We start from the raw sequence: 18,855 nt of genomic DNA, 5'->3' as shown, positions 1-18,855 counted from the left end.
GCAGGCAGGATCTTGGTTATGTTTATTATTTACCTGCATTTTCCGAGACGTCCTTGGCGTTGTAAAACGCGTGGAACTATGACCTACTATTAGTCTTACTCATGCTCGGGGCGTCGCCATGTCGGAACGGATTCAGGCTTTGCACGCGCTGCGTGCCTTCGAGGTAGCCTCTCGCTATGGCTCATTTACCCGTGCCGCGGAAGAGCTGGCCCTGACCCAGGGCGCCGTCAGCCACCACATCAAGACCCTCGAAGCCATGTTCGGCTGCGACCTGTTCGAACGCCGCGGGCCGAAGCTGGCCCTGACCGAGCACGGCCGCCTGCTGGCGCAGGAACTCAAGGTTGGCTTCAAGATCATCGAAAATGCCTGCGCCCTGCTGCGCCAGGACCGCTACGGCCTGCGTCTGAAGGCACCGTCCACGCTGACCGTGCGCTGGCTGCTGCGGGCGCTGGATGCGTTCAAGAAGACCGAGGACAACTGCAGCGTGCAGCTGTCCAGCGTGTGGATGGACATCGACAGCGTGGACTTCTATTCCGAGCCCTACGACTGTGCGATCCTCCTGGCCAACGGGCGTTTTCCCGCCGATATCGAGAGTTTCAAGCTGTTCGATGAATGGCTGATCCCGGTGTGCCACCCGGATTACATGGCCGAGGCGCAACCGGACCTTGCCGATCTGGCCCAGTGCGAATTCCTGCACCCGTCCCCTGACCGGCGAGACTGGCGGCGCTGGCTGGCTCGCATGGACGCGCTGGACATCAGCATCGACCACGGGCAAGTGTTCGATACCCTCGACCAGGGCATCTCGGCTGCCCAGCAAGGCCTGGGTATTTCGGTGGTCGACCTGGTGCTGGCCAGTGCCGACCTGCTGGCCGGGCGCCTGGTTACGCCGTTCAAGCACGCGGTGGCCACCGGCGACGGCTATTACATGACCTGGCTCAAGGCCAGCCCCAAGGCGCGGCAGATGCACAAGCTGCGCGAGTTCCTGCTTGGCCAGGTGCCACCGCTGCCCTGCAAGGACATCAATTACCTGTACGGTTGAACACGCGTTCGAGCAAACGCCCGGCGGTGGAGCGGTTTTTTGGCGGGGCGTTTGTCTTGAGAAATTCAGCGCCTTAGGGAATTGCAAGTAACTGATTGATTTAGCAGCGGCTCTGTGGGAGCGGGCGCGCCCGCGAACACCGGCGCAGCCGGTGCCATCCATCGAGTCGGATTCTTCGCGGGCATGCCCGCTCCCACAGTGGCCGCGTCGCGTTTGCCAATTGGTGTTACCTGCGCGACAGCGCACCCCCATGGGTTGGACGTTCTCCTACAAAAATGCGCTGCGACGGTGCGTCAGCGGTAGAATCGCCGCAATCAGCACAACAAACGATTCAGAGGTCGACGCGGTGGAGTTGCAGCAGGGCTTTGTCCTGACCCGACATTGGCATGACACGCCCGAAGGCACCTGCGTGGAATTCTGGCTGGCCACCGACCAGGGGCCACGGCAGTTGCGCCTGGCGCCACAGGTATCGGTGGCATTCATCCCCCAGGCGCAGGAAGCGCACGCGCGGGTGCTGCTGGCCAACGAAGCCGGTGTCGAGTTGCGGCCGCTGCAGCTGAAGGACTTTGACCAGCGCCCGGTGTTGGGCCTGTACTGCCGCCAGCACCGGCAACTGATGCAGCTGGAGCAACGCCTGCGCACCGCCGGTATCGATGTGTTCGAAGCCGATATTCGCCCGCCCGAGCGCTACCTGATGGAGCGCTTCATCACTGCCCCGGTGCAGTTCACTGGCCAACCGGATGCCCAGAGTGTGTTCTGCGATGCCCAGCTCAAGCCCCTGCCGGGTTATCGGCCGCCGCTGCGCCTGGTGTCGCTGGACATCGAGACCAGCGAGCGGGGCGAGCTGTACAGCATTGCCCTGGAAGGCTGTGGCCAGCGCCAGGTGTACATGCTCGGGCCGGCCAATGGCACGGCTGATGGCCTGGACTTCGACCTGCACTATTGCGCCGACCGCGCCGACATACTGGCCTGCCTCAACCTGTGGATGGCCGAGCACGACCCGGATGCAATCATCGGCTGGAACCTGATCCAGTTCGACCTGCGCCTGCTGCACGAGCACGCCAAGCTGCTGCAGGTACCACTGGCACTGGGACGCAATGGCGCGCCGATGACCTTGCGCAGCCATGCCAGTGGTGGCCACGTGTTCGCCGATGCCCCGGGGCGGCTGCTGATCGATGGCATCGAGGCGCTGCGCTCGGCGACCTGGAGCTTCCCGTCGTTCAGCCTTGAAAGTGTCGCCCAGACGTTGCTCGGTGAGGGCAAGGCCATCGATACGCCGTACCAGCGCATGGATGAAATCAACCGCCGCTTCGCCGAGGACAAGCCGGCGCTGGCGCGCTACAACCTCAAGGATTGCGAGCTGGTGACACGCATCTTCGCCCACACCCGCCTGCTCGAATTCCTGCTGGAGCGGGCCTCGGTCACCGGCCTTGCGGTGGACCGCAGCGGTGGCTCGGTGGCTGCGTTCTGCCACTTGTACATTCCGCAGATGCACCGCCTGGGCTTCGTCGCGCCCAACCTCGGCAGCCGCCCCGACGAAGCCAGCCCCGGTGGCTTCGTCATGGATTCGCGCCCGGGCCTTTACGACTCGGTGTTGGTGCTGGACTACAAGAGCCTGTACCCGTCGATCATTCGTACCTTCCTGATCGACCCGGTGGGGCTGGTCGAAGGCTTGCGCCTGCCCGACGATGAACACTCAGTGGAAGGCTTCCGCGGTGGGCGTTTTTCCCGTAGCGAGCATTGCCTGCCGGCCATCGTCGAGCGGGTATGGCAGGGCCGGGAAGCAGCCAAGCGCGAGGGCAACGCGCCGCTGTCGCAAGCGCTGAAGATCATCATGAATGCCTTCTACGGGGTGTTGGGTTCGAGCGGCTGCCGCTTCTTCGACCCGCGCCTGGCTTCGTCGATCACCATGCGCGGCCACCAGATCATGCGCCAGACCCGCGCGCTGATCGAGGCCAGGGGCTACGAGGTGATCTATGGCGATACCGACTCCACCTTCGTCTGGCTCAAGGGCGCCCACGGCGAGGAGGCTGCAGCGCGCATCGGCCGTGAGCTGGTGGCCGAGGTCAACCTGTGGTGGTGCGAACACCTGCGCGAGCAGATGAACCTGGAAAGTGCGCTGGAGCTGCAGTTCGAGGTGCATTACCGGCGCTTCCTGATGCCCACCATCCGCGGTACGGACGAAGGCAGCAAGAAGCGCTACGCCGGGCTGGTGCAGCGGGCCGATGGCAGCGAGCAGATGGTCTACAAGGGCCTGGAGTCGGTGCGTACCGACTGGTCGCCGCTGGCCCGGCAGTTCCAGCAAGAGCTGTACGGGCGGATATTCCGTGGCCAGCCATACCGCGATTACGTGCGCGATTATGTGCGGCAGACGCTTGCCGGTGAGCTGGACGAATTGCTGGTGTACCGCAAGCGCTTGCGTCGGCCGCTGGCCGACTATCAACGCAACGTGCCGCCGCACGTGCGCGCGGCACGCCTGGCCGATGACTACAACCGCCACCTTGGCCGCCCGATGCAATACCAGCGTGGCGGCTGGATCAGCTACCTGATGACCACCGCGGGCCCCGAGCCGCTGGAAAACCCGCAGGCGCCCATCGATTACGATCATTACCTGAGCCGCCAACTGCAGCCGGTTGCCGATGCCATTCTGCCGTTCGTTGGCGACAGTTTCGAAGGATTGGCAGGCCAGCAGCTGGCGCTGTTCTGAAGAGGTGGTACCTATCTAGCCTATCGCTTGGCAAGCCTGCGTCTAGTGTCGGGCCTTTGGATCAGCCAGAGGCGCAACAACGTGACTACACCCAGCCAGGAACTACCGCCAACCGCCGATACGCTGGCCATGGAGCAGGCCTATCAGGACAACCTCATCGTCAAACGACTGCCCAGATGGATTCGCCGACTGCGTATCGTATCGCCGACCGAGCAGAACATCCCGGCCAACGGTCTGTATGAATCGCAGCATGCTGCTTTACGTGACGCGTTGAAAGACAGCCTGGCCTGTCGACAGTGGCTGGAAAAGGAGCTTGCGCGAATCGAGGGCATCGACCGTTTCGTCAAGCCGCTGCTTCAACACGCCATGCAGGAAGAATTCGGTACCACGGAAAATGTCGATGGCCTGTATTTCAGGCGCTGGTACACCTACACCGCTCCCAGCCAGGGCACCGTGTGGGGGCGCTACCCGGTGGTGGAAAAGGACTATTTCGACGTACCGCTGATCGAGGCGGCACTGGACAACTTCACGCCGGGCGAGGGGCGGAACGAACAGCACAAGGACAACTGCATCGTCGACAGCCTGTCGCGACGGCTCGATTCACCAACCGCGCCAGCCTTCGCACGCTTGTGCCGCAAGCTGGATCTGGGCAAGCGTTATCAACGGCACCTGGACAGTGTGCTCAAAGCGCCGAGCAGCCAGGCAAGCGGCTGGCGCAGCATGGCTTCGACGCTTGCCCAGCTTTACAGCTCGGTCATGCTGATCGATGCGTGCAAGGCTAAAGGCGATGGAGTACTGAGTGCTGCCGAACTGGACCTGGTGCTAGAGCTATGCAAGCACGGGAGACCTGGCACGCTGTACGAGTCGAAAGTGGTGGCCCGGCAACTCAAGGCGTTCGGCTGCGATTTGCAACAGATCGTGATACTCGATGTATTTCATGACAAAGTCAGCCGCAAGATCATTGTCTATATTCCCGATGACCCCCACGGTCCCTGGACCGCAAGCCCCGACCTGGAAAGCTTCACCCGCGAGGTCCTGGGCCAGCGTCTGCGAGACAAGCGCTATCAGGAATTCTTCAAACGCTTCATACGCCGGCGCGACAGCCAGCAGTTCTTCTCCAGGGTTGCCAAGGAACTGGTGGGCGTCGCCGATTGGGCAACTCGGGAAATGGACCAGCACATGCGGGACTACCCGCTGCCGTTGTTCGCCCACCTTGCCGCCGCGCGCATTGCCCATATCAAGGACGATGCTGCGCTGATTGCAACGCCGGTGTCAGACCTTGACCGCAAGGCCCAGGAAGCTCATCAACAAAGGTTGGTTGCCGAGGGTTGGACCCTGGCCACGGTGGCGGGCGTGTTCATCCCCGCACTCAATGCACTGCTGCTGGCGGTAATGGTCTGGGACCTGCTGGGCGAGCTGTTCCAGGCCGTTGAAGACTGGCGCGAGGGCGATACCAGCGCCGCAATGGAGCATGTGCTCAACGTGACCAAAGACCTGGCCGTGATCGGTGTCACCGCCGTGGTATGGCGGGAAGCGAGCCGGGCCTGGGCCGCATTGGACCAATGGGTGCCAGCGCGCCTGGAAGACGGCCGCGAGAAACTCTGGAATGGAGACCTGGTGCCGTTTCGCAGCGCTGCACTTCCCGCTGGGGAAGTGGCCGATGCAATGGGCATCTACCGTGCCCAGGACAGAAGCTGGATGACCATGGACGGCCACAACTACGAAATCGTCCAGCGCGCAGATGAAGAGTGGCAACTGGCACCACGAGGTGGTCATGGACCTTTGTTGCGTCACAATGACGCCGGTGCCTGGCGGCTGTGGACCGAGCAGCCTGCCCGCTGGGCAGACAAGCACAGGATGTTCCGCCGCCTGGGTGAGCGTTTCGCTCGGCTGGATGATGAACAGATTGACCAGGCCATGGCCGTCCATGCCCTGGATGCAGACCATCTACGGGCGCTGCATGTGTACGGCCGGCCACCTGAGGCCGAGCTGGTCGATACCGTAGAGCGCCTGCTGATCGACCGCCGGCTGCAAACCCTGCTGGACGATTTGAAGCTCGGGCGGATGCCGGAGGACGCGCCGTTGCTGTCGAAGGCCCGGGCGTTGCCTGGCGTCACCGAGCACGACGGGCCGGCATTGGCGGCGCAGGTCTCGGCAAGGCGGCGCCAGCTGTTTCAACAGGTGTATGACGGGCAGCAGGAGCCAGACGATGCGGCGGTGGCAACCTTGCGCAAGGCATTCCCGAGCCTGCATGGCCGAGCGGCGCGCGAGCTTGTGGGTGGGCTGTCGGCAGAAGGAGCGGAGTTTCAGGCACTGGTCACCGGCACTGTGCCGTTTCGGCTGGTCGAGAGGGCCAGGCTCAGCGTACTGCGTATACGTGTTGCGCGTGCCTGCGAGGGGCTGTTCATCGAAACGCCTCAGACCCTGGACCAGGCCAAGGTCGCGCTGACGCTGCTGGAGACTCTGGATGTCAGGGAGGCCAGGCCGCGCTGGCGGCTGTACGATGGCGATAGCCCGCAGCCGGTAATGACTACCGCTGGCGACGGGCAGAACTACAGGCTTGTGCATGACAACGGGCAGTTCGAGCTTGAAGATGCGCTAGGCCTCGAACTGAGTGGCCCCGGCGAGCTGTTCGATACCTTGGCGGCTGCGTTTGCCCCGGCCGATCATGCGGCACTCGGTATCACTGAACCCTACGCCCCGGGTTTGAGAGCAGTGTTGGCCCGGCAAATGCCCGGGCACAGCAGGGTACTCGCCCAGGTGTTGGGCAAAAACCCTCGACAGCCATGGATGCTGGCGCCACTGCGCCTGGAGGATGGCAGGGTTGGCTACCCGCTGGGCGGTGGCCAGGGACGCTTTGCCCGGCCTGGGTCCCGACCCCTGGCGTTCGAAGCGCGTCTGCGCGACCTTTACCCGGCGTACAGTGATGAAGAGATCGAAGCCTGGCTGACCACATTGCATGCTTCGGGGCGTGATACCGACACTGAGCTCGGTGTGCTCGAAGAGCAGGCCCGTCGGTTGAGCGAGCACCTGAAAAGCTGGGAGCGGCGAGGGTTGCTGGTTGGAGAACAAGCCGAGCGCAAGCGGTTTCGCAAAGCAATCATGCAATGCTGGCGGGAACGGGTGCCCGGTCAAGTTACACCTGAGCATCAACGTCTGGCTTTAACTTGGCAGTACAGCGCGTATGACCTGTGCTCATTGCCTGAATTGGGCCCACTCTTCAGCTTCCCGCACGTTACCGAACTTTCCCTACGCAGCCTGTTGCTGAAAGAAGTGCCAGAGCAATTCCTGCTTTCATTCCCCAATCTGACCTCGCTGGAACTGAGCTACAACCAGTTGCAACGTCTGCCAGCGAGCCTGTCGTTGCTCAATGACTTGCGCATACTCGACTTGTCCGGCAATCGCATCTCGCTGGACTTGCCTCAGGCTCAAGTGCTGGCGGACTGCCGCCAGTTACGTTACCTGAACCTTTCGGACAACCGTTTGAACATTGCATTTTCTGTGGCGCAGATGAACCAGTTGGCCGAACTGCGTTTGCGCAATGCCGGGTTGGTATTGCTGCCCCAGGGCATTACGGAAAGTCAGACGTTGTACATGCTCGATGCTTCCAACAATTTCATCACTCTGTTGCCCCCTAACTTCATCCAGTCCCCGTTGTGGCGGGACGGCTACGTGGCGCTGTCAGGCAATCCTGTGCTGCTGCACCAGGCTGAAGATGTGCAGGAGGCCTGGAACATTCCGGAGGACAGTTCAGTCCCTCACAAGTTTCGCTGGGTGGACCGCCTGGACGGTGATAGACGCGAAGATCTGGGTAACCTGTGGGCCACTGTTGAGCAAATGGATGGGGTGACGAACTTCATGCAACTGCTGAAACAGCTTACGCGCTCGCAAGACTTCACCCATCCTCGATATGGGGAAATGCTGGCTGCACGCGTTTTGACCATGATGGAAAAGGTGGACAGCTCAGCAGCACTGGCCAATGAAATTTTCGCCAATGCACTGGTCGAGAACTGCGCCGACAATGCCACGGTGGTCTTCCAGCAGCTTGAAATCCGATGCCTTGTGTGGGAAACCGAGCAGGCCGCTCCTTCTGGCAGCCAGGAACAAGCCCTGGTGAAACTGGCGCGGCAGTTGTGGAGGCAGCAGGAGGTTGACTTCATCGCCTTGCGCGAGGCTGAGGCTGCAGGTGCGGGCAATGAGTCGATCGAATGGGCGCTGGCCTACTCGATCCGCTTGCGCGAGGACCTGGGCCTGCCTGGCAACGCGCGGAGCATGCTACACGCGGGCATCCCGGACCTGGATGACGCTTCGGTGATGCGCGCGGGTGATCAGGTCAGGCGTAACGAGACAGACCAATCGGTGGCAGTGTGGATGGTCCAGCAACCGTTCTGGAGAAATTATCTCGAGAAACGCTACGTGCGCGAACTGGAAGTGCCGGCCAGTTTTCAGAACCAGTTGGCAGAGGATGCAGATGCCGAAGACGCCGCCAGGTTGATGGCGGAAATCAGGCTTTGGACTGAGAAGACCGAGCTTCAACTGACCTTCGAGGCTCTGCAACGGCCGGTATGACCAGGGCGCATTGGACTATGCTCAAGCTACAAGTGATAGAGGTACTTTTTCGGGCTCGGGACGGGGAGCGACCGCACTTGGTAACCGCCGGTTACTGTTCATTCAAACATGGAGGCCTTTTGCTGGTTTACGCTCGCTTGTCGGATCTTTCGCCCTGATCTGTAGTCTTCTGGTTTATCGAGAGAATAAGGAGATACGCATGCTCGTCCGGTCACTGACCCTCGCCACCTTGCTCGCGCTCGTCGGCCCTGTGTTTGCTGCCGACAGTGACGCGCCGCTGGCCAAGGAACTGGGCAAGGCCAGGCCCTTGGTCGTCATTGCGCCCAGCAGCGCCGACCCGACGTTGCGTGGGTTGAACGAGGCTCTCAAGGATCCGGCCACCCAGGCCGCCTTCAAGGAGCGAAACCTGGTGCTCTACAGCGTTGCCAACATGATGGGCAAGCGTGAGGACAAGAACCTGGAGCAGCAGACTACCATGGCCTTGATCCGCGAGTTGAAGCTGGGTGCCAGCAAAGGCACCAAGGTGATCCTGGTGGGCAAGGACGGTGAACGGCACATGCTCAAGGACGATGAGGAGGGCGGGGCCATTGACCCGCAGGTTATTTTCAAGGCGGTCGATGAGCTGCCTGCCAGCGAAAAAGCCATGACGGCGCCCGAACCTGTGGCTGCAGCGGCACCGGAAGCCAAGGCCAAGGACAGCAAGCCCGCCAAACCCGCCAAACCGGCCGCGCCACCCAAGCCGCTGGAAGACTGACCCTGCACGACGGCCCCGAGGCACCTTGGGGCCGTTGTGTATCCCACTGTATCTGCCCACGCCGCAGACCCATTCCCATACAAAACCGCACCCCGCGCGATACATCCACGACATACCGCAACGGCCTAATGGCTCCACATTCCAACCACAGTGGAGCGACACCATGACTCAAGTACGAAACACCCTCGGCCTGCTCGGCGCTGCCCTGATCGGCAGCATGGCTTTGAGCAGCAGCGCTTTTGCCGTCGAGCCGTTGGCCCAGGGTTACCAGCTGGCTTCGGCCAAGGTGGCAGGCGAGGGCAAGTGTGGTGAAGGCAAATGTGGTGGCAGCGCAAAGGCCACCCAAGGCGAAGGCAAATGCGGTGAGGGCAAGTGCGGCGCCAGCGCCAAGGCCGGGGCCGAAGGCAAGTGTGGCGAGGGCAAGTGTGGTGATGCCTCGTTCGCCAAGACCGACAGCAACCACGACGGCAAGGTCTCGCGCGACGAGTTCCTGGCGGTGGCCAAGGACCGTGCCGGCGACTTCGACAAGATCGACAGCAACCATGATGGCTTCATCTCCGAACAGGAGGCGGCGGATCACCTCAAGGCGATCTACCAGGCTAACGGCAAGGCCATGCCCGAAGGCTTGTTCAGCCACCTGACCGGCAAGTCCTGACCTTCTGCCCCATGAACCGCGCAACGCCCCTCCTGCTGGTCAGGCGGGGCGTTGTGCCTGTTGCGGAGACCTGTTCATGCACCCCACATCTTTGCCCCCTGCACCGTTACAGACCGGGCTTGGCCTGCGCCGCGGCCTGTTGCCGGAACTGCTGGCCATGGAGGCTGGCGCCGTGGACTTCCTGGAATGCGCACCGGAAAACTGGATTGCCGTGGGTGGTGCCTATGGCAAGGGCCTGGCGCAGTTGGCCGAGCGTTTTGCCATTACCTGCCACGGGCTGTCGTTGTCGCTGGGTGGCAGCGAGCCGCTGGACCGCCATTTCCTTGGCCAGACCCGCCAGTTTCTCGATCGCCACCAGGTGCGCCTGTACAGCGAGCACCTGAGCTACTGCAGTGATGACGGGCACCTGTATGACCTGATGCCCATTCCGTTCACCGACGAAGCGGTGCACCATGTGGCCGCGCGGATTCGCCAGGCCCAGGAACACCTGGAGCGGCGTATTGCCGTGGAAAACATCAGCTACTACGCGGCGCCGTACCAGGCGATGAGCGAACTCGATTTCATCCGTGCGGTCCTCGAGGAGGCCGACTGCGACCTGCTGCTGGACGTCAACAACGTATTCGTCAACGCCTGCAACCACGGTTACGACGCCCGCGAATTCCTGGCGGGCTTGCCCCAGGCGCGGGTGACCGGCATGCACGTGGCTGGCCATTACGATGAAGCGCCGGACCTCAAGGTAGACACCCATGGGGCTGCGGTGAAGGAGGATGTGTGGGCGCTGTACGCGGTCGCCTGTGCGCGTTTCGGTGTGCAACCCACCGTGCTCGAGCGTGATTTCAACTACCCGCCGCTGGTCGAACTGCTCGCCGAAACGGCGCGCATCCGCACTGTGCAGCGTGCTGCGGGAGGGCATGCAAATGAATGAGACCTTGCGTGAGCAGCAGTACACCTTGGCCCGACACCTGCGTGACCCGCAGCGCCATGCGCCGCCGCCGGGCGTGGAGGCCCGGCGCCTGAAGGTTTACCGCGAGCTGTTCTATGGTGCTATCGAAGGTTTGCTGGCCGGCAGTTTTCCGGTGATGCGCCAGGCGTTGGGTGAACCGCGCTGGCATGCCCGAGTGCGAGATTTCTATGCCAACTATCGCAGCCAAACACCGTTGTTCACCGAGATTGCCGAAGCGTTCGTCGACTACCTGCAGGGTGTCGAGCTGGATGCGCCCTGGCAGCTGGAGCTGGCGCACTATGAGTGGGTCGAGGCGCAGTTGTATCTGAGCGATGCGCAGGACCCGGCCCATGACCCGGCAGGCGACCTGCTGGAAGGGGAGCCACTGTTGTCGTGTGTGGCGCGGGTGCTGGCCTATCGCTGGCCGGTGGAGCGGATCGGGGCGGATTACCAGCCAGCGGTCGCGCCAGAGGCGCCGACCTTGTTGCTGGTTTATCGCGATGCGGGGCTGAAGGTGCGCTTCGCGCGCCTGGCGCCGCTGGCGTACCGGTTGCTGGCGCTGGAACAGGGCAGTGGGCGGGCGCGGTTGCAGGCGTTGGGCGGTGCTGTGGAGGAGGGGCTGGCGTTGCTGGAGGGGCTGCGCGAGCAGGGGGTCATCATCGGTACATGTTGAATTGTGGTATTGGGGCGCTTTGCGCCCCATCGCCGCGGTTCGTCGCCACGACAAGCCAGCTCCCACAGGTACAGCGCATGCCCAGAATCTTGCGCAGTACCTGTGGGAGCTGGCTTGCCGGCGATGGGCTGCAACGCAGCCCCGGCGATATCACCTGCAGAACCGCCCTCTGAGCCAATGATCCAGGCTCAACCGCCCAGCCCCTTTCAGCAGCAGTGGCAGCAACGCCACCAGGTAGATCAGCGGCAGCTTGTAATTGCCAAAGCCCTGGTCGGTAATGGCATAACCTTGGGCCAGTTCGGCCAGGCTCGACCAGTGCGCCGGCCAATGCACCGCGGCAATCGCCACCACGGTCACCACCATCAGCCCCAACGAGGCCAGCCGGGTACCCAGCCCCAACAATAGCAGTAACGGCAGGATCAGCTCCGCCCACATCGACAGCTGCCAGTTCAGCTCTGCAGGCAGCAGGTTGAAGGGGAACGGGAAGTTCGCCTGCAGGTCGGCGAACCAGTTGCTGCCATTGAATTTCTCCCAGCCGGATTCAAAAAACTCCCAGGCCAGAAACAGCCGCAACGGCAGGTCGGCGCTCCAGGTACCGAAGCGGTCGAAGGTGGTCAGGGTGCGGGTCAAGGTGGTCATGCTGGTTTCTCTCTTCAGGAAAGGGCACGGGCGTTACGGCGTTGCTGACGGGCCAGCTTGGCGGTGAGCTTGACGGCGATGGCGCTGAACATCAGGGCGAACGCCAGCGGGTACCAGCCGCCCATGGGGATGCGTTTGTAGAACGACAGGCAGAACACCGCGGCCAGTACCCACATGCCGGTGCTGTGCAGGGCCTGCCAGGCACGGCCACCCAACAGGCGCATCGGGGCCTTGAACGAGGTGATGGTGAGCAGCAGCAGGAACAGGTAGCCGAGGGTGCCGGGCAGGCTGGAAGTGAGCGTGCGGCCGGCCCAGAACAGCTCGGGGAATTGCTGGGCATAGCGGTAGATCAGTACGCCGTGCACGGTGTGGGAAAAGGCGAATGCCAACCCCAGATAGCGCCGTTCCTGGAGGATGCGGCGACTGCTGGTGCCAGGCAGCAAGGTCACCAGCGACGAGGCCAGAAAGGCCAGCAGGAATAGCGCGAAGGAGCTGCGCGCGGTGGCACGGATCGCGCTGCGCAGGCCGTCCGGATCAGGTTGGCTGGCCAGGACCACGGCGGTCATCGCCAGGGTCAGGCCGGCGAGCGTGGCGAACAGCTTCCAGCCGGAGGGAAGGGTGAGGGGTTTCATCAGGGAGGCTCCCGGGGTGTGGTTGTGTGACCGGGAGTGTGTCGGGGTGGGGTATCTGCAGTGTGTCGGCGGTGGTGGGGTTGTGTATCGGATTGTAGAAGTCGCTCAAGCGCCGCAGTCCCTGTAGGAGCGGCCTTGTGTCGCGATGGGCTGCGAAGCAGCCCCAGGTTTTCAGCTTCGCCGCATGAATTGCCGGGGCCGCTTTGCGGCCCGATCGCGACACAAGGCCGCTCCTACCTGAGATTGCCTTACTTCAGCTCGATCTGCGCGCACAGCCCGCCGCCTGCGCGGTTGCTCAGGGTCAGTCGGCCACCCATGGCCTGGATCAGCTGATGGGCAATCGCCAACCCCAGCCCGGTGCCGCCGGTGCTGCGGTTGCGTGAACCTTCCACGCGATAGAACGGCTTGAGCACTTCATCCAGTTCGCCACCGGGTATGCCCGGCCCGTTGTCGAGCACGCGGATCACGGTCCTGTCGCCCTCGCGGCACACCTCCAGCTCGGCAGCACCGGCAAACTTGAGGGCGTTGTCCACCAGGTTCACCAGCACTCGGCGCAGGGCATGCGGGCGGGTTTCCAGCAGGCTGCCGCTACTGCCATGGCGCTGCACCTGGGCGCCACTGTCCTGGTAGTCGAACACCAGGCTGTCGAGAAAGGCATCGAGGTTGACCCGGCACGGTGCTTCGGTGCTGGTGTCCATACTACGGGCATAGGCCACGCCTTCGCGCACCAGGTGTTCCATTTCACCCAGGTCGCTCCACAGCTTGTCCTTTTCCACCCCTTCGTCCATCACTTCGACACGCAGTTTCATGCGCGTGATCGGTGTTTGCAGGTCGTGGGAAATGGCCGCCAGCAACTGCATGCGTTCTTTGAGGTAGGCAGCGATGCGCGCCTGCAGGGCGTTGAAGGCCACGGCGGCGTAGCGCACCTCGCGCGGGCCGCTTTCATCCAGCTGCACGCCAGGCTTGTCCGGGTCGAGATTGTCCACCGCGCGGGCCAGGCGGGTCAGCGGGCCGATCGCCAGGCGTACCGCCAGCCAGGTGCACAGCAACAGCACGGCCAACTGGATCAGCAGCACCACGGGCAGCCAACGTGCCACCGGGAGCGGCGACGGGGTTACGTCGATGGTCAGCGGAGCGCCATCGGCGAGGGTCAGGTGGGCCTGGAAGTGCGCATTCGGGCCGGGGATTTCCTGGAAGGAAAGGCGATAGTCGGCGCCAATGGCCTTGACGATCGAGTCCGCGGCCATGGGCGGGTCGCTGGTCGGCATGGCTTCGCCCGCCAGGCCCTGGTCCAGCCGGTAGCGGTAGGTACGCCGCTCCAGACGCGGCAGCCAGGCGGGGCGCTCGGCCGCGGGCAGGCGGTCGAGGATGGCCACCGAGGTGGCCACGTCCTGCTCCAGGGTGCTGAGCATCATCGAGCGGCTGCTGATGTAGCGCTCGTAGGCCTGCAGGCCGAACGACAGGCCGTAGGCCAGCACCAGGCCGGTGAAGAAGATCAGTGCCAGGCGCGAGGCCAGGGTACGTGGCCACTTCATGATGGCGACTCGAGCAGTTGCACCGGCAGCGAGAACACGTAGCCCTCGCTGCGCACGGTCTTGATGCAGCTGGGTTCGCGGGCGTCGTCACCCAGGCGCTGGCGCAGGCGGCTGACCAGCAGGTCGATGGAGCGGTCGAAGATGTCGGCTTCGCGGCCCTGGGTCAGGTTGAGCAACTGCTCACGGCTGAGCACCCGCTGCGGGTGGTCGAGAAACACCCGCAGCAGGCGGTATTCGGCACCGCTCAGGGCTACCAGGGTGCCTTCGCTGTCGAGCAGGTGGCGCGCGGTGGTGTCCAGCCGCCACTGGCCGAAGCCGAGCAGGCGGCTGCTTTCGCTGATGGTCAGGTTGGGCGGCAGCATGCGCGTGCGGCGCAGCACGGCGTTGATGCGGGCCAGCAGTTCGCGGGCCGAGAACGGCTTGGTCAGGTAATCGTCGGCGCCCATTTCCAGGCCGATGATGCGGTCGGTTTCGTCGTTGCGGGCGGTCAGCATCAGCACCGGGGTGTTGCGGTGCTTGCCGGCGCGCAGCTCGCGGCACAACAGCAGGCCGTCGTCGCCGGGCATCATGATGTCCAGGACGATCAGGTCGACGCTGTTGGCTTCGAGAAAGGCGCGCATCTGCCGGCCGTCGGCGACGATGCTGGTGCGCAGGCCGTTCTTCTTCAGGTAGTTGCCGACCAGTTCGCGGATTTCGCGGTCGTCGTCGACGATCAGGATGTGATCGACGTGTTCCATGCGCTGCGTTCCTGTGCAAGAGGGGATGGGCGCAGTGTACCGAGCGCGTTGGCGCTTGCCTGCGGGGGTTTGTATTGCAGTGTATCTGCCATGCGTACAGACACAGGAGGAAGCACATCACAGCTTCGGGCGACACATACGGGATACCTGGCCGGCGTGAAATGGCTCTCGACCGGGGAGCGCAACTCCCCACCCTCAAGCGTTACACAGGAGAGATGCCATGAACTTCAATACCTTCGCCCGTGCCAGCCTGCTTGCCGTGCTCAGCTTCGGCGCCATTGCCGCCCACGCCTCCACCATGCCGATGGACGACACCGGGGTCATGCAGTACCGCTACGGTGACCACCTGGATGTGAAGAAAGTGCTGTCGATACAGGATGACCAGAGCGACGCCTGCGGCCTGGTGAACACCCGCATGGACTACCTCGACTCCAAGGGCCAGCGGCAGAGCGTGCAGTACCGCACCTATGCCACCGGCGGTTGCCATGAGAATTGATCGCCGCTTGTTGTTGAAGGTTGGCGGCATTGCCCTGGCGCTGGCCGGCCTGGGTCTGGGCGGGCACCTGATGGCCCGCGACAGCTACGGTGCCATGCCGTCGCTGTCCGGCGCCAGCCAGTGGCTTAACTCGGCGCCGCTGGATGGCCCCGGGCTCAAGGGCAAGGTGGTGCTGGTGGACTTCTGGACCTGGGACTGCATCAACTGCCGGCGCAGCCTGCCGCATGTGAACGAATGGGCGCGGCGCTATGCCGACCAGGGCCTGGTGGTGGTCGGCGTGCACACCCCGGAGTATGACTACGAGCACGATGTAGGCACCTTGCGTGACAAGGTAGCCAGGCTGGGGATCGCTTACCCGGTGGCGGTGGATAACGACTACAAGGTGTGGAATGCCTGGGGCAACCAGTTCTGGCCGGCACACTACTTTGTCGACCGCAAGGGGCAGGTGCGCCATGTGCACTTTGGCGAGGGGGATTATGGTGGGCAGGAGCAGGTGATACAGGCGTTGCTGGATGAGAAAGGGTGAGTTGTCTGTGCCGGCCTCTTCGCGGGCTTGCCCGCTCCCACAGGGATTTGCGTAATCAGTGAAATTTGCGCAGTACCTGTGGGAGCGGGAAAGCCCGCGAAGAAGCCGACACCTGTCTGTCAGGTGAAACTGGCAAAGTGCGCCTGCATCCGCGCCGCGTCCGCCTGGCGCCCGCTGAACAGCTCGAACGCCTTCACCGCCTGGAACACGGCCATGTTGCTGCCATCCAGGGTGCGGCAGCCCAGTGCCCGGGCGGCGCGCAGCAGTTCGGTCTCCAGCGGGAAGTAGATGATCTCCGCCACCCACAGGCGAGCATGCAGCAGCTCCACCGGCAGCGGCGTGCCCGGCAGCTTGGCCATGCCCACCGGCGTGGTGTTGACCAGCCCGTCCGCCTCGGCCAGGGCCGTGGCCAGGTCGGTGCCGACAACGGCGCGCCCGGCACCGAAATGGGCATTCAGGTTGTCCACCAGGGCCTGTGCACGGGCCACGTCCACTTCGAACAGTACCAGCCGCTCGACCCCTTCACCCAGCAGGGCATGGGCCACGGCCGAACCTGCGCCACCGGCACCCATCTGCACCACCTGGCGCCGTGCCACATCCGGCAGGCCACGGCGCAAGCCTTCGGCAAAGCCCAGGCAGTCGGTGTTGTGGCCGACCCGCTTGCCGTCCTTGAGCACCACGGTGTTCACCGCACCGATGCCGCGGGCTTCGTCCGACAGTTCGTCGAGCAGCGGCAGGATCGCCTGCTTGAACGGGTAGGTGATGTTTAGCCCGGTGAAACCGGTGTGCTGGGCAGCGTCGAGCAAGCCGGGCAGGGCGCTGTCGTCCAGTTGCAACTGGTCGGCATCGATCAGCCGGTACAGGTAGCGCAGCGCCTGGGCATCACCTTCGTGTTCGTGCAGGGCAGGGGTGCGCGACAGCTGGATGCCACGGCCGATCAGGCCGGCGAGGATGGCTTGCTGGCTCATGCGCTGCGCTCCTGCAACATTTCGGCAAAGTGGCTGATGGCCATGCGATAGCCATGGCTGCCCAGGCCGCAGATGACCCCGACGGCGATGGACGATATGAACGACAGGTGACGGAACGGTTCGCGCTTGTGCACGTTGGACAGGTGCACTTCGATAACCGGCACTTCGCCGGCCACCAGGGCATCGCGGATGGCCACCGAGGTGTGGGTCCAGGCGCCGGGGTTGATCACGATGCCGGCGCAGCGGCCACGGGCGGCATGGATCCAGTCGATCAGTTCGCCTTCGTGGTTGGTTTGGCGGAATTCGATTTCCAGGCCGAGGGAATGGGCGGTGTCGGCACAACCCTGGGCCAGGTCGGCGAGGGTTTCGTGGCCATATTGGGCAGGCTCGCGGGTGCCCAGCATGTTCAGGTTGGGGCCGTTGAGCACGAGAATGAGGGGCTTCATGACGGGCATCGCTTTGTTGTTGTTGGATGCTTCCTAGTTTTGTACCGCCTGGTTAGTTTAGTCAATTGGACTAAACCGCTGTTCCGGGAAAGTGGGCGATTATCGAACTTGATATCGCCTGTACCGGCCCTATCGCCGGCAAGCCAGCTCCCACAGGAACTCCATAGGGCTCCAGCTTTGTCGCCTGCAGCTTGATTACAAAATTGTAATTTTCCCGCCACCGCCCCGATAAGCGCGGCTTTCTACAGTCCCTCGGCAAATCTCGCCGACGAGGACTGTTTCGTGCCCATCCCCCGCAAGACCGCCTTGCTCTGCCTGTTGCTGGCTGGCGCCGGCACTGCCCAGGCCAGCCAGAGCCTGAGCCTGCCCCAGGCGCTAGACGCCGCCTTTGCTCAGAACCCGGAGCTGGCCGCAGCCGGACGGGAAATCGGCATTGCCGATGGCGAACGGCGCCAGGCCGGGCTGATCCCCAACCCGGAGCTGTCCTGGGAGGTCGAGGACACCCGCCGTGACACCAGCACCACCACTGTCACCCTCAGCCAACCGCTGGAGTTGGGCGGCAAGCGCGGCGCACGCATCGCCGTCGCCGGTGCTGGCCAGGCCATTGCCCAGCTGGACCTGGAACGCCAGCGCAACGGCCTGCGCGCCGATGTGATACAGGCCTTCCACGCGGCCCTGCGCGCACAGACCGCGCTGGATTTGGCGCAGCAATCGCAGGCGTTGACCGAGCGTGGGCTGCGAGTGGTGCAGGGGCGGGTGACCGCTGGCCAGTCATCGCCCGTTGAGGCCACCCGGGCCCAGGTGCAGTTGGCCCAGGCCCAGGCTGAAGTGCGCCGTGCGCAAACCCAGCGCAGTGTGGCCTACCAGGCCCTGGCACGGTTGACCGGCAGCCCGCTGGCAAGCTTCGACCAGTTGCAGGCAACCAACCTGTCCCCCGGTGATGCACCCAGCGCCGATGCCCTGCTCGACCAGGTCGAGCAAACGGCCGAATGGCGCCTGGCCGCCGCCCAGGTCGAGCGCGGCGAAGCGTCCCTGGGATCGGAAAAGGCCCTGCGTATTCCCAACCTCACCGTCAGCCTTGGCAGCCAGTACAGCCGCGAAGACCGCGAGCGGGTCAATGTGGTGGGCCTGTCGATGCCCTTGCCGCTGTTCGACCGCAACCAGGGCAACGTGCTGGCCGCGGCCCGCCGTGCCGACCAGGCGCGTGACCTGCGCAACGCCGTGGAGCTGCGCCTGCGCAGTGAAACCCGCAGCGCTGTCAGCCAGTGGACCACGGCCATGCAGGAAGTGCAGGCCTATGACCGCACCATCCTGCCTTCTGCCCAGCAGGCCGTGGACACCGCCACACGCGGTTTCGAAATGGGCAAGTTCGCCTTTCTCGATGTACTCGACGCCCAGCGCACGCTGATCGAGGCACGCGGGCTGTACCTCGAGGCGCTGGCCTCGGCGACCGACGCGCGGGCGCAGGTCGAGCGGATCTATGGCGACCTCGGTTCACTGTAGGAGCGGCCTTGTGTCGCGATCGGGCCGCAAAGC

16 protein-coding genes are annotated in these 18,855 nt (G+C 63.7%); 10 read left to right on the top strand and 6 right to left on the bottom strand.

Annotated features, from left to right (window positions below):
* Positions 1-118: 118 nt before the first annotated feature.
* From ACLCGK_RS13040 to ACLCGK_RS13010, 7 genes are all read left to right on the top strand, one after another.
* The gene (locus ACLCGK_RS13040) at positions 119-1,039 is read left to right on the top strand and encodes a LysR substrate-binding domain-containing protein (protein WP_039614091.1); all 921 of its coding nucleotides are present in this window, start codon (positions 119-121) and stop codon (positions 1,037-1,039) included.
* Positions 1,040-1,385: 346 nt separating this feature from the next.
* Complete coding sequence (locus ACLCGK_RS13035) at positions 1,386-3,746, top strand: DNA polymerase II (protein ID WP_410952150.1); 2,361 nt, start codon at positions 1,386-1,388, stop codon at positions 3,744-3,746.
* A gap of 81 nt (positions 3,747-3,827) precedes the next feature.
* Positions 3,828-8,315 carry an NEL-type E3 ubiquitin ligase domain-containing protein gene (locus ACLCGK_RS13030; protein ID WP_410952149.1) on the top strand — a complete coding sequence of 1,496 codons (4,488 nt, stop codon included), beginning with the start codon at positions 3,828-3,830 and terminating at the stop codon, positions 8,313-8,315.
* Positions 8,316-8,514: 199 nt separating this feature from the next.
* Positions 8,515-9,069 carry a DUF4174 domain-containing protein gene (locus tag ACLCGK_RS13025; RefSeq protein ID WP_015269758.1) on the top strand — a complete coding sequence of 185 codons (555 nt, stop codon included), beginning with the start codon at positions 8,515-8,517 and terminating at the stop codon, positions 9,067-9,069.
* A gap of 163 nt (positions 9,070-9,232) precedes the next feature.
* Positions 9,233-9,724, top strand: a complete 492-nt coding sequence (locus tag ACLCGK_RS13020) for a hypothetical protein (RefSeq protein WP_013971966.1) — start codon at positions 9,233-9,235, stop codon at positions 9,722-9,724.
* A 76-nt stretch (positions 9,725-9,800) separates the two neighbouring features.
* Entirely contained in the window at positions 9,801-10,649 is an 849-nt protein-coding gene (locus tag ACLCGK_RS13015) for a DUF692 domain-containing protein (RefSeq protein WP_410952148.1), read from the top strand.
* The gene (locus ACLCGK_RS13010) at positions 10,642-11,340 is read left to right on the top strand and encodes a DUF2063 domain-containing protein (RefSeq protein WP_367069919.1); all 699 of its coding nucleotides are present in this window, start codon (positions 10,642-10,644) and stop codon (positions 11,338-11,340) included. The genes ACLCGK_RS13015 and ACLCGK_RS13010 overlap by 8 nt, the downstream gene beginning before the upstream one ends.
* Positions 11,341-11,490: 150 nt before the next feature.
* Here the strand turns inward: ACLCGK_RS13010 and ACLCGK_RS13005 are convergent, their stop codons facing one another.
* The 4 genes from ACLCGK_RS13005 to ACLCGK_RS12990 all read right to left on the bottom strand — a co-directional run bounded on the left by ACLCGK_RS13005 (position 11,491) and on the right by ACLCGK_RS12990 (position 14,883).
* Positions 11,491-11,979, bottom strand: a complete 489-nt coding sequence (locus tag ACLCGK_RS13005) for a DoxX family protein (RefSeq protein WP_061550506.1) — start codon at positions 11,977-11,979, stop codon at positions 11,491-11,493.
* A 14-nt stretch (positions 11,980-11,993) separates the two neighbouring features.
* The gene (locus ACLCGK_RS13000) at positions 11,994-12,611 is read right to left on the bottom strand and encodes a ferric reductase-like transmembrane domain-containing protein (protein WP_025338500.1); all 618 of its coding nucleotides are present in this window, start codon (positions 12,609-12,611) and stop codon (positions 11,994-11,996) included.
* Between the two features lie 248 nt (positions 12,612-12,859).
* Positions 12,860-14,146 (bottom strand): sensor histidine kinase, encoded by a 1,287-nt coding sequence (locus tag ACLCGK_RS12995; protein WP_410952147.1) that lies wholly within the window; start codon positions 14,144-14,146, stop codon positions 12,860-12,862.
* Positions 14,143-14,883 (bottom strand): response regulator, encoded by a 741-nt coding sequence (locus tag ACLCGK_RS12990; RefSeq protein WP_003250463.1) that lies wholly within the window; start codon positions 14,881-14,883, stop codon positions 14,143-14,145. Before ACLCGK_RS12990 ends, ACLCGK_RS12995 begins: the two co-directional genes overlap by 4 nt.
* Before the next feature lie 220 nt (positions 14,884-15,103).
* Here ACLCGK_RS12990 and ACLCGK_RS12985 point away from each other — a divergent pair, with 220 nt between their 5' ends.
* Entirely contained in the window at positions 15,104-15,379 is a 276-nt protein-coding gene (locus ACLCGK_RS12985; protein ID WP_410952146.1) for a DUF2790 domain-containing protein, read from the top strand.
* Positions 15,369-15,905, top strand: coding sequence for a thioredoxin family protein (locus ACLCGK_RS12980; protein WP_223998088.1), 537 nt, complete (start codon positions 15,369-15,371; stop codon positions 15,903-15,905). The genes ACLCGK_RS12985 and ACLCGK_RS12980 overlap by 11 nt, the downstream gene beginning before the upstream one ends.
* 119 nt (positions 15,906-16,024) lie before the next feature.
* On the opposite strand, the gene ACLCGK_RS12975 is transcribed toward ACLCGK_RS12980, so the two are convergent.
* Together ACLCGK_RS12975 and aroQ are read right to left on the bottom strand one after the other, a co-directional pair.
* Positions 16,025-16,873, bottom strand: coding sequence for a shikimate dehydrogenase (locus ACLCGK_RS12975; RefSeq protein WP_015269766.1), 849 nt, complete (start codon positions 16,871-16,873; stop codon positions 16,025-16,027).
* Positions 16,870-17,319, bottom strand: a complete 450-nt coding sequence (gene aroQ / locus ACLCGK_RS12970; RefSeq protein ID WP_013971975.1) for a type II 3-dehydroquinate dehydratase — start codon at positions 17,317-17,319, stop codon at positions 16,870-16,872. The genes ACLCGK_RS12975 and aroQ overlap by 4 nt, the downstream gene beginning before the upstream one ends.
* 282 nt (positions 17,320-17,601) lie before the next feature.
* Here aroQ and ACLCGK_RS12965 point away from each other — a divergent pair, with 282 nt between their 5' ends.
* Entirely contained in the window at positions 17,602-18,822 is a 1,221-nt protein-coding gene (locus ACLCGK_RS12965; protein ID WP_410952145.1) for a TolC family protein, read from the top strand.
* Positions 18,823-18,855 lie beyond the last annotated feature (33 nt).

The organism is Pseudomonas sp. S1(2024) (genome assembly GCF_046557535.1).
Note: the sequence above shows the minus strand (reverse complement) of the source record. Positions and strands in the feature narration are given on the sequence as shown.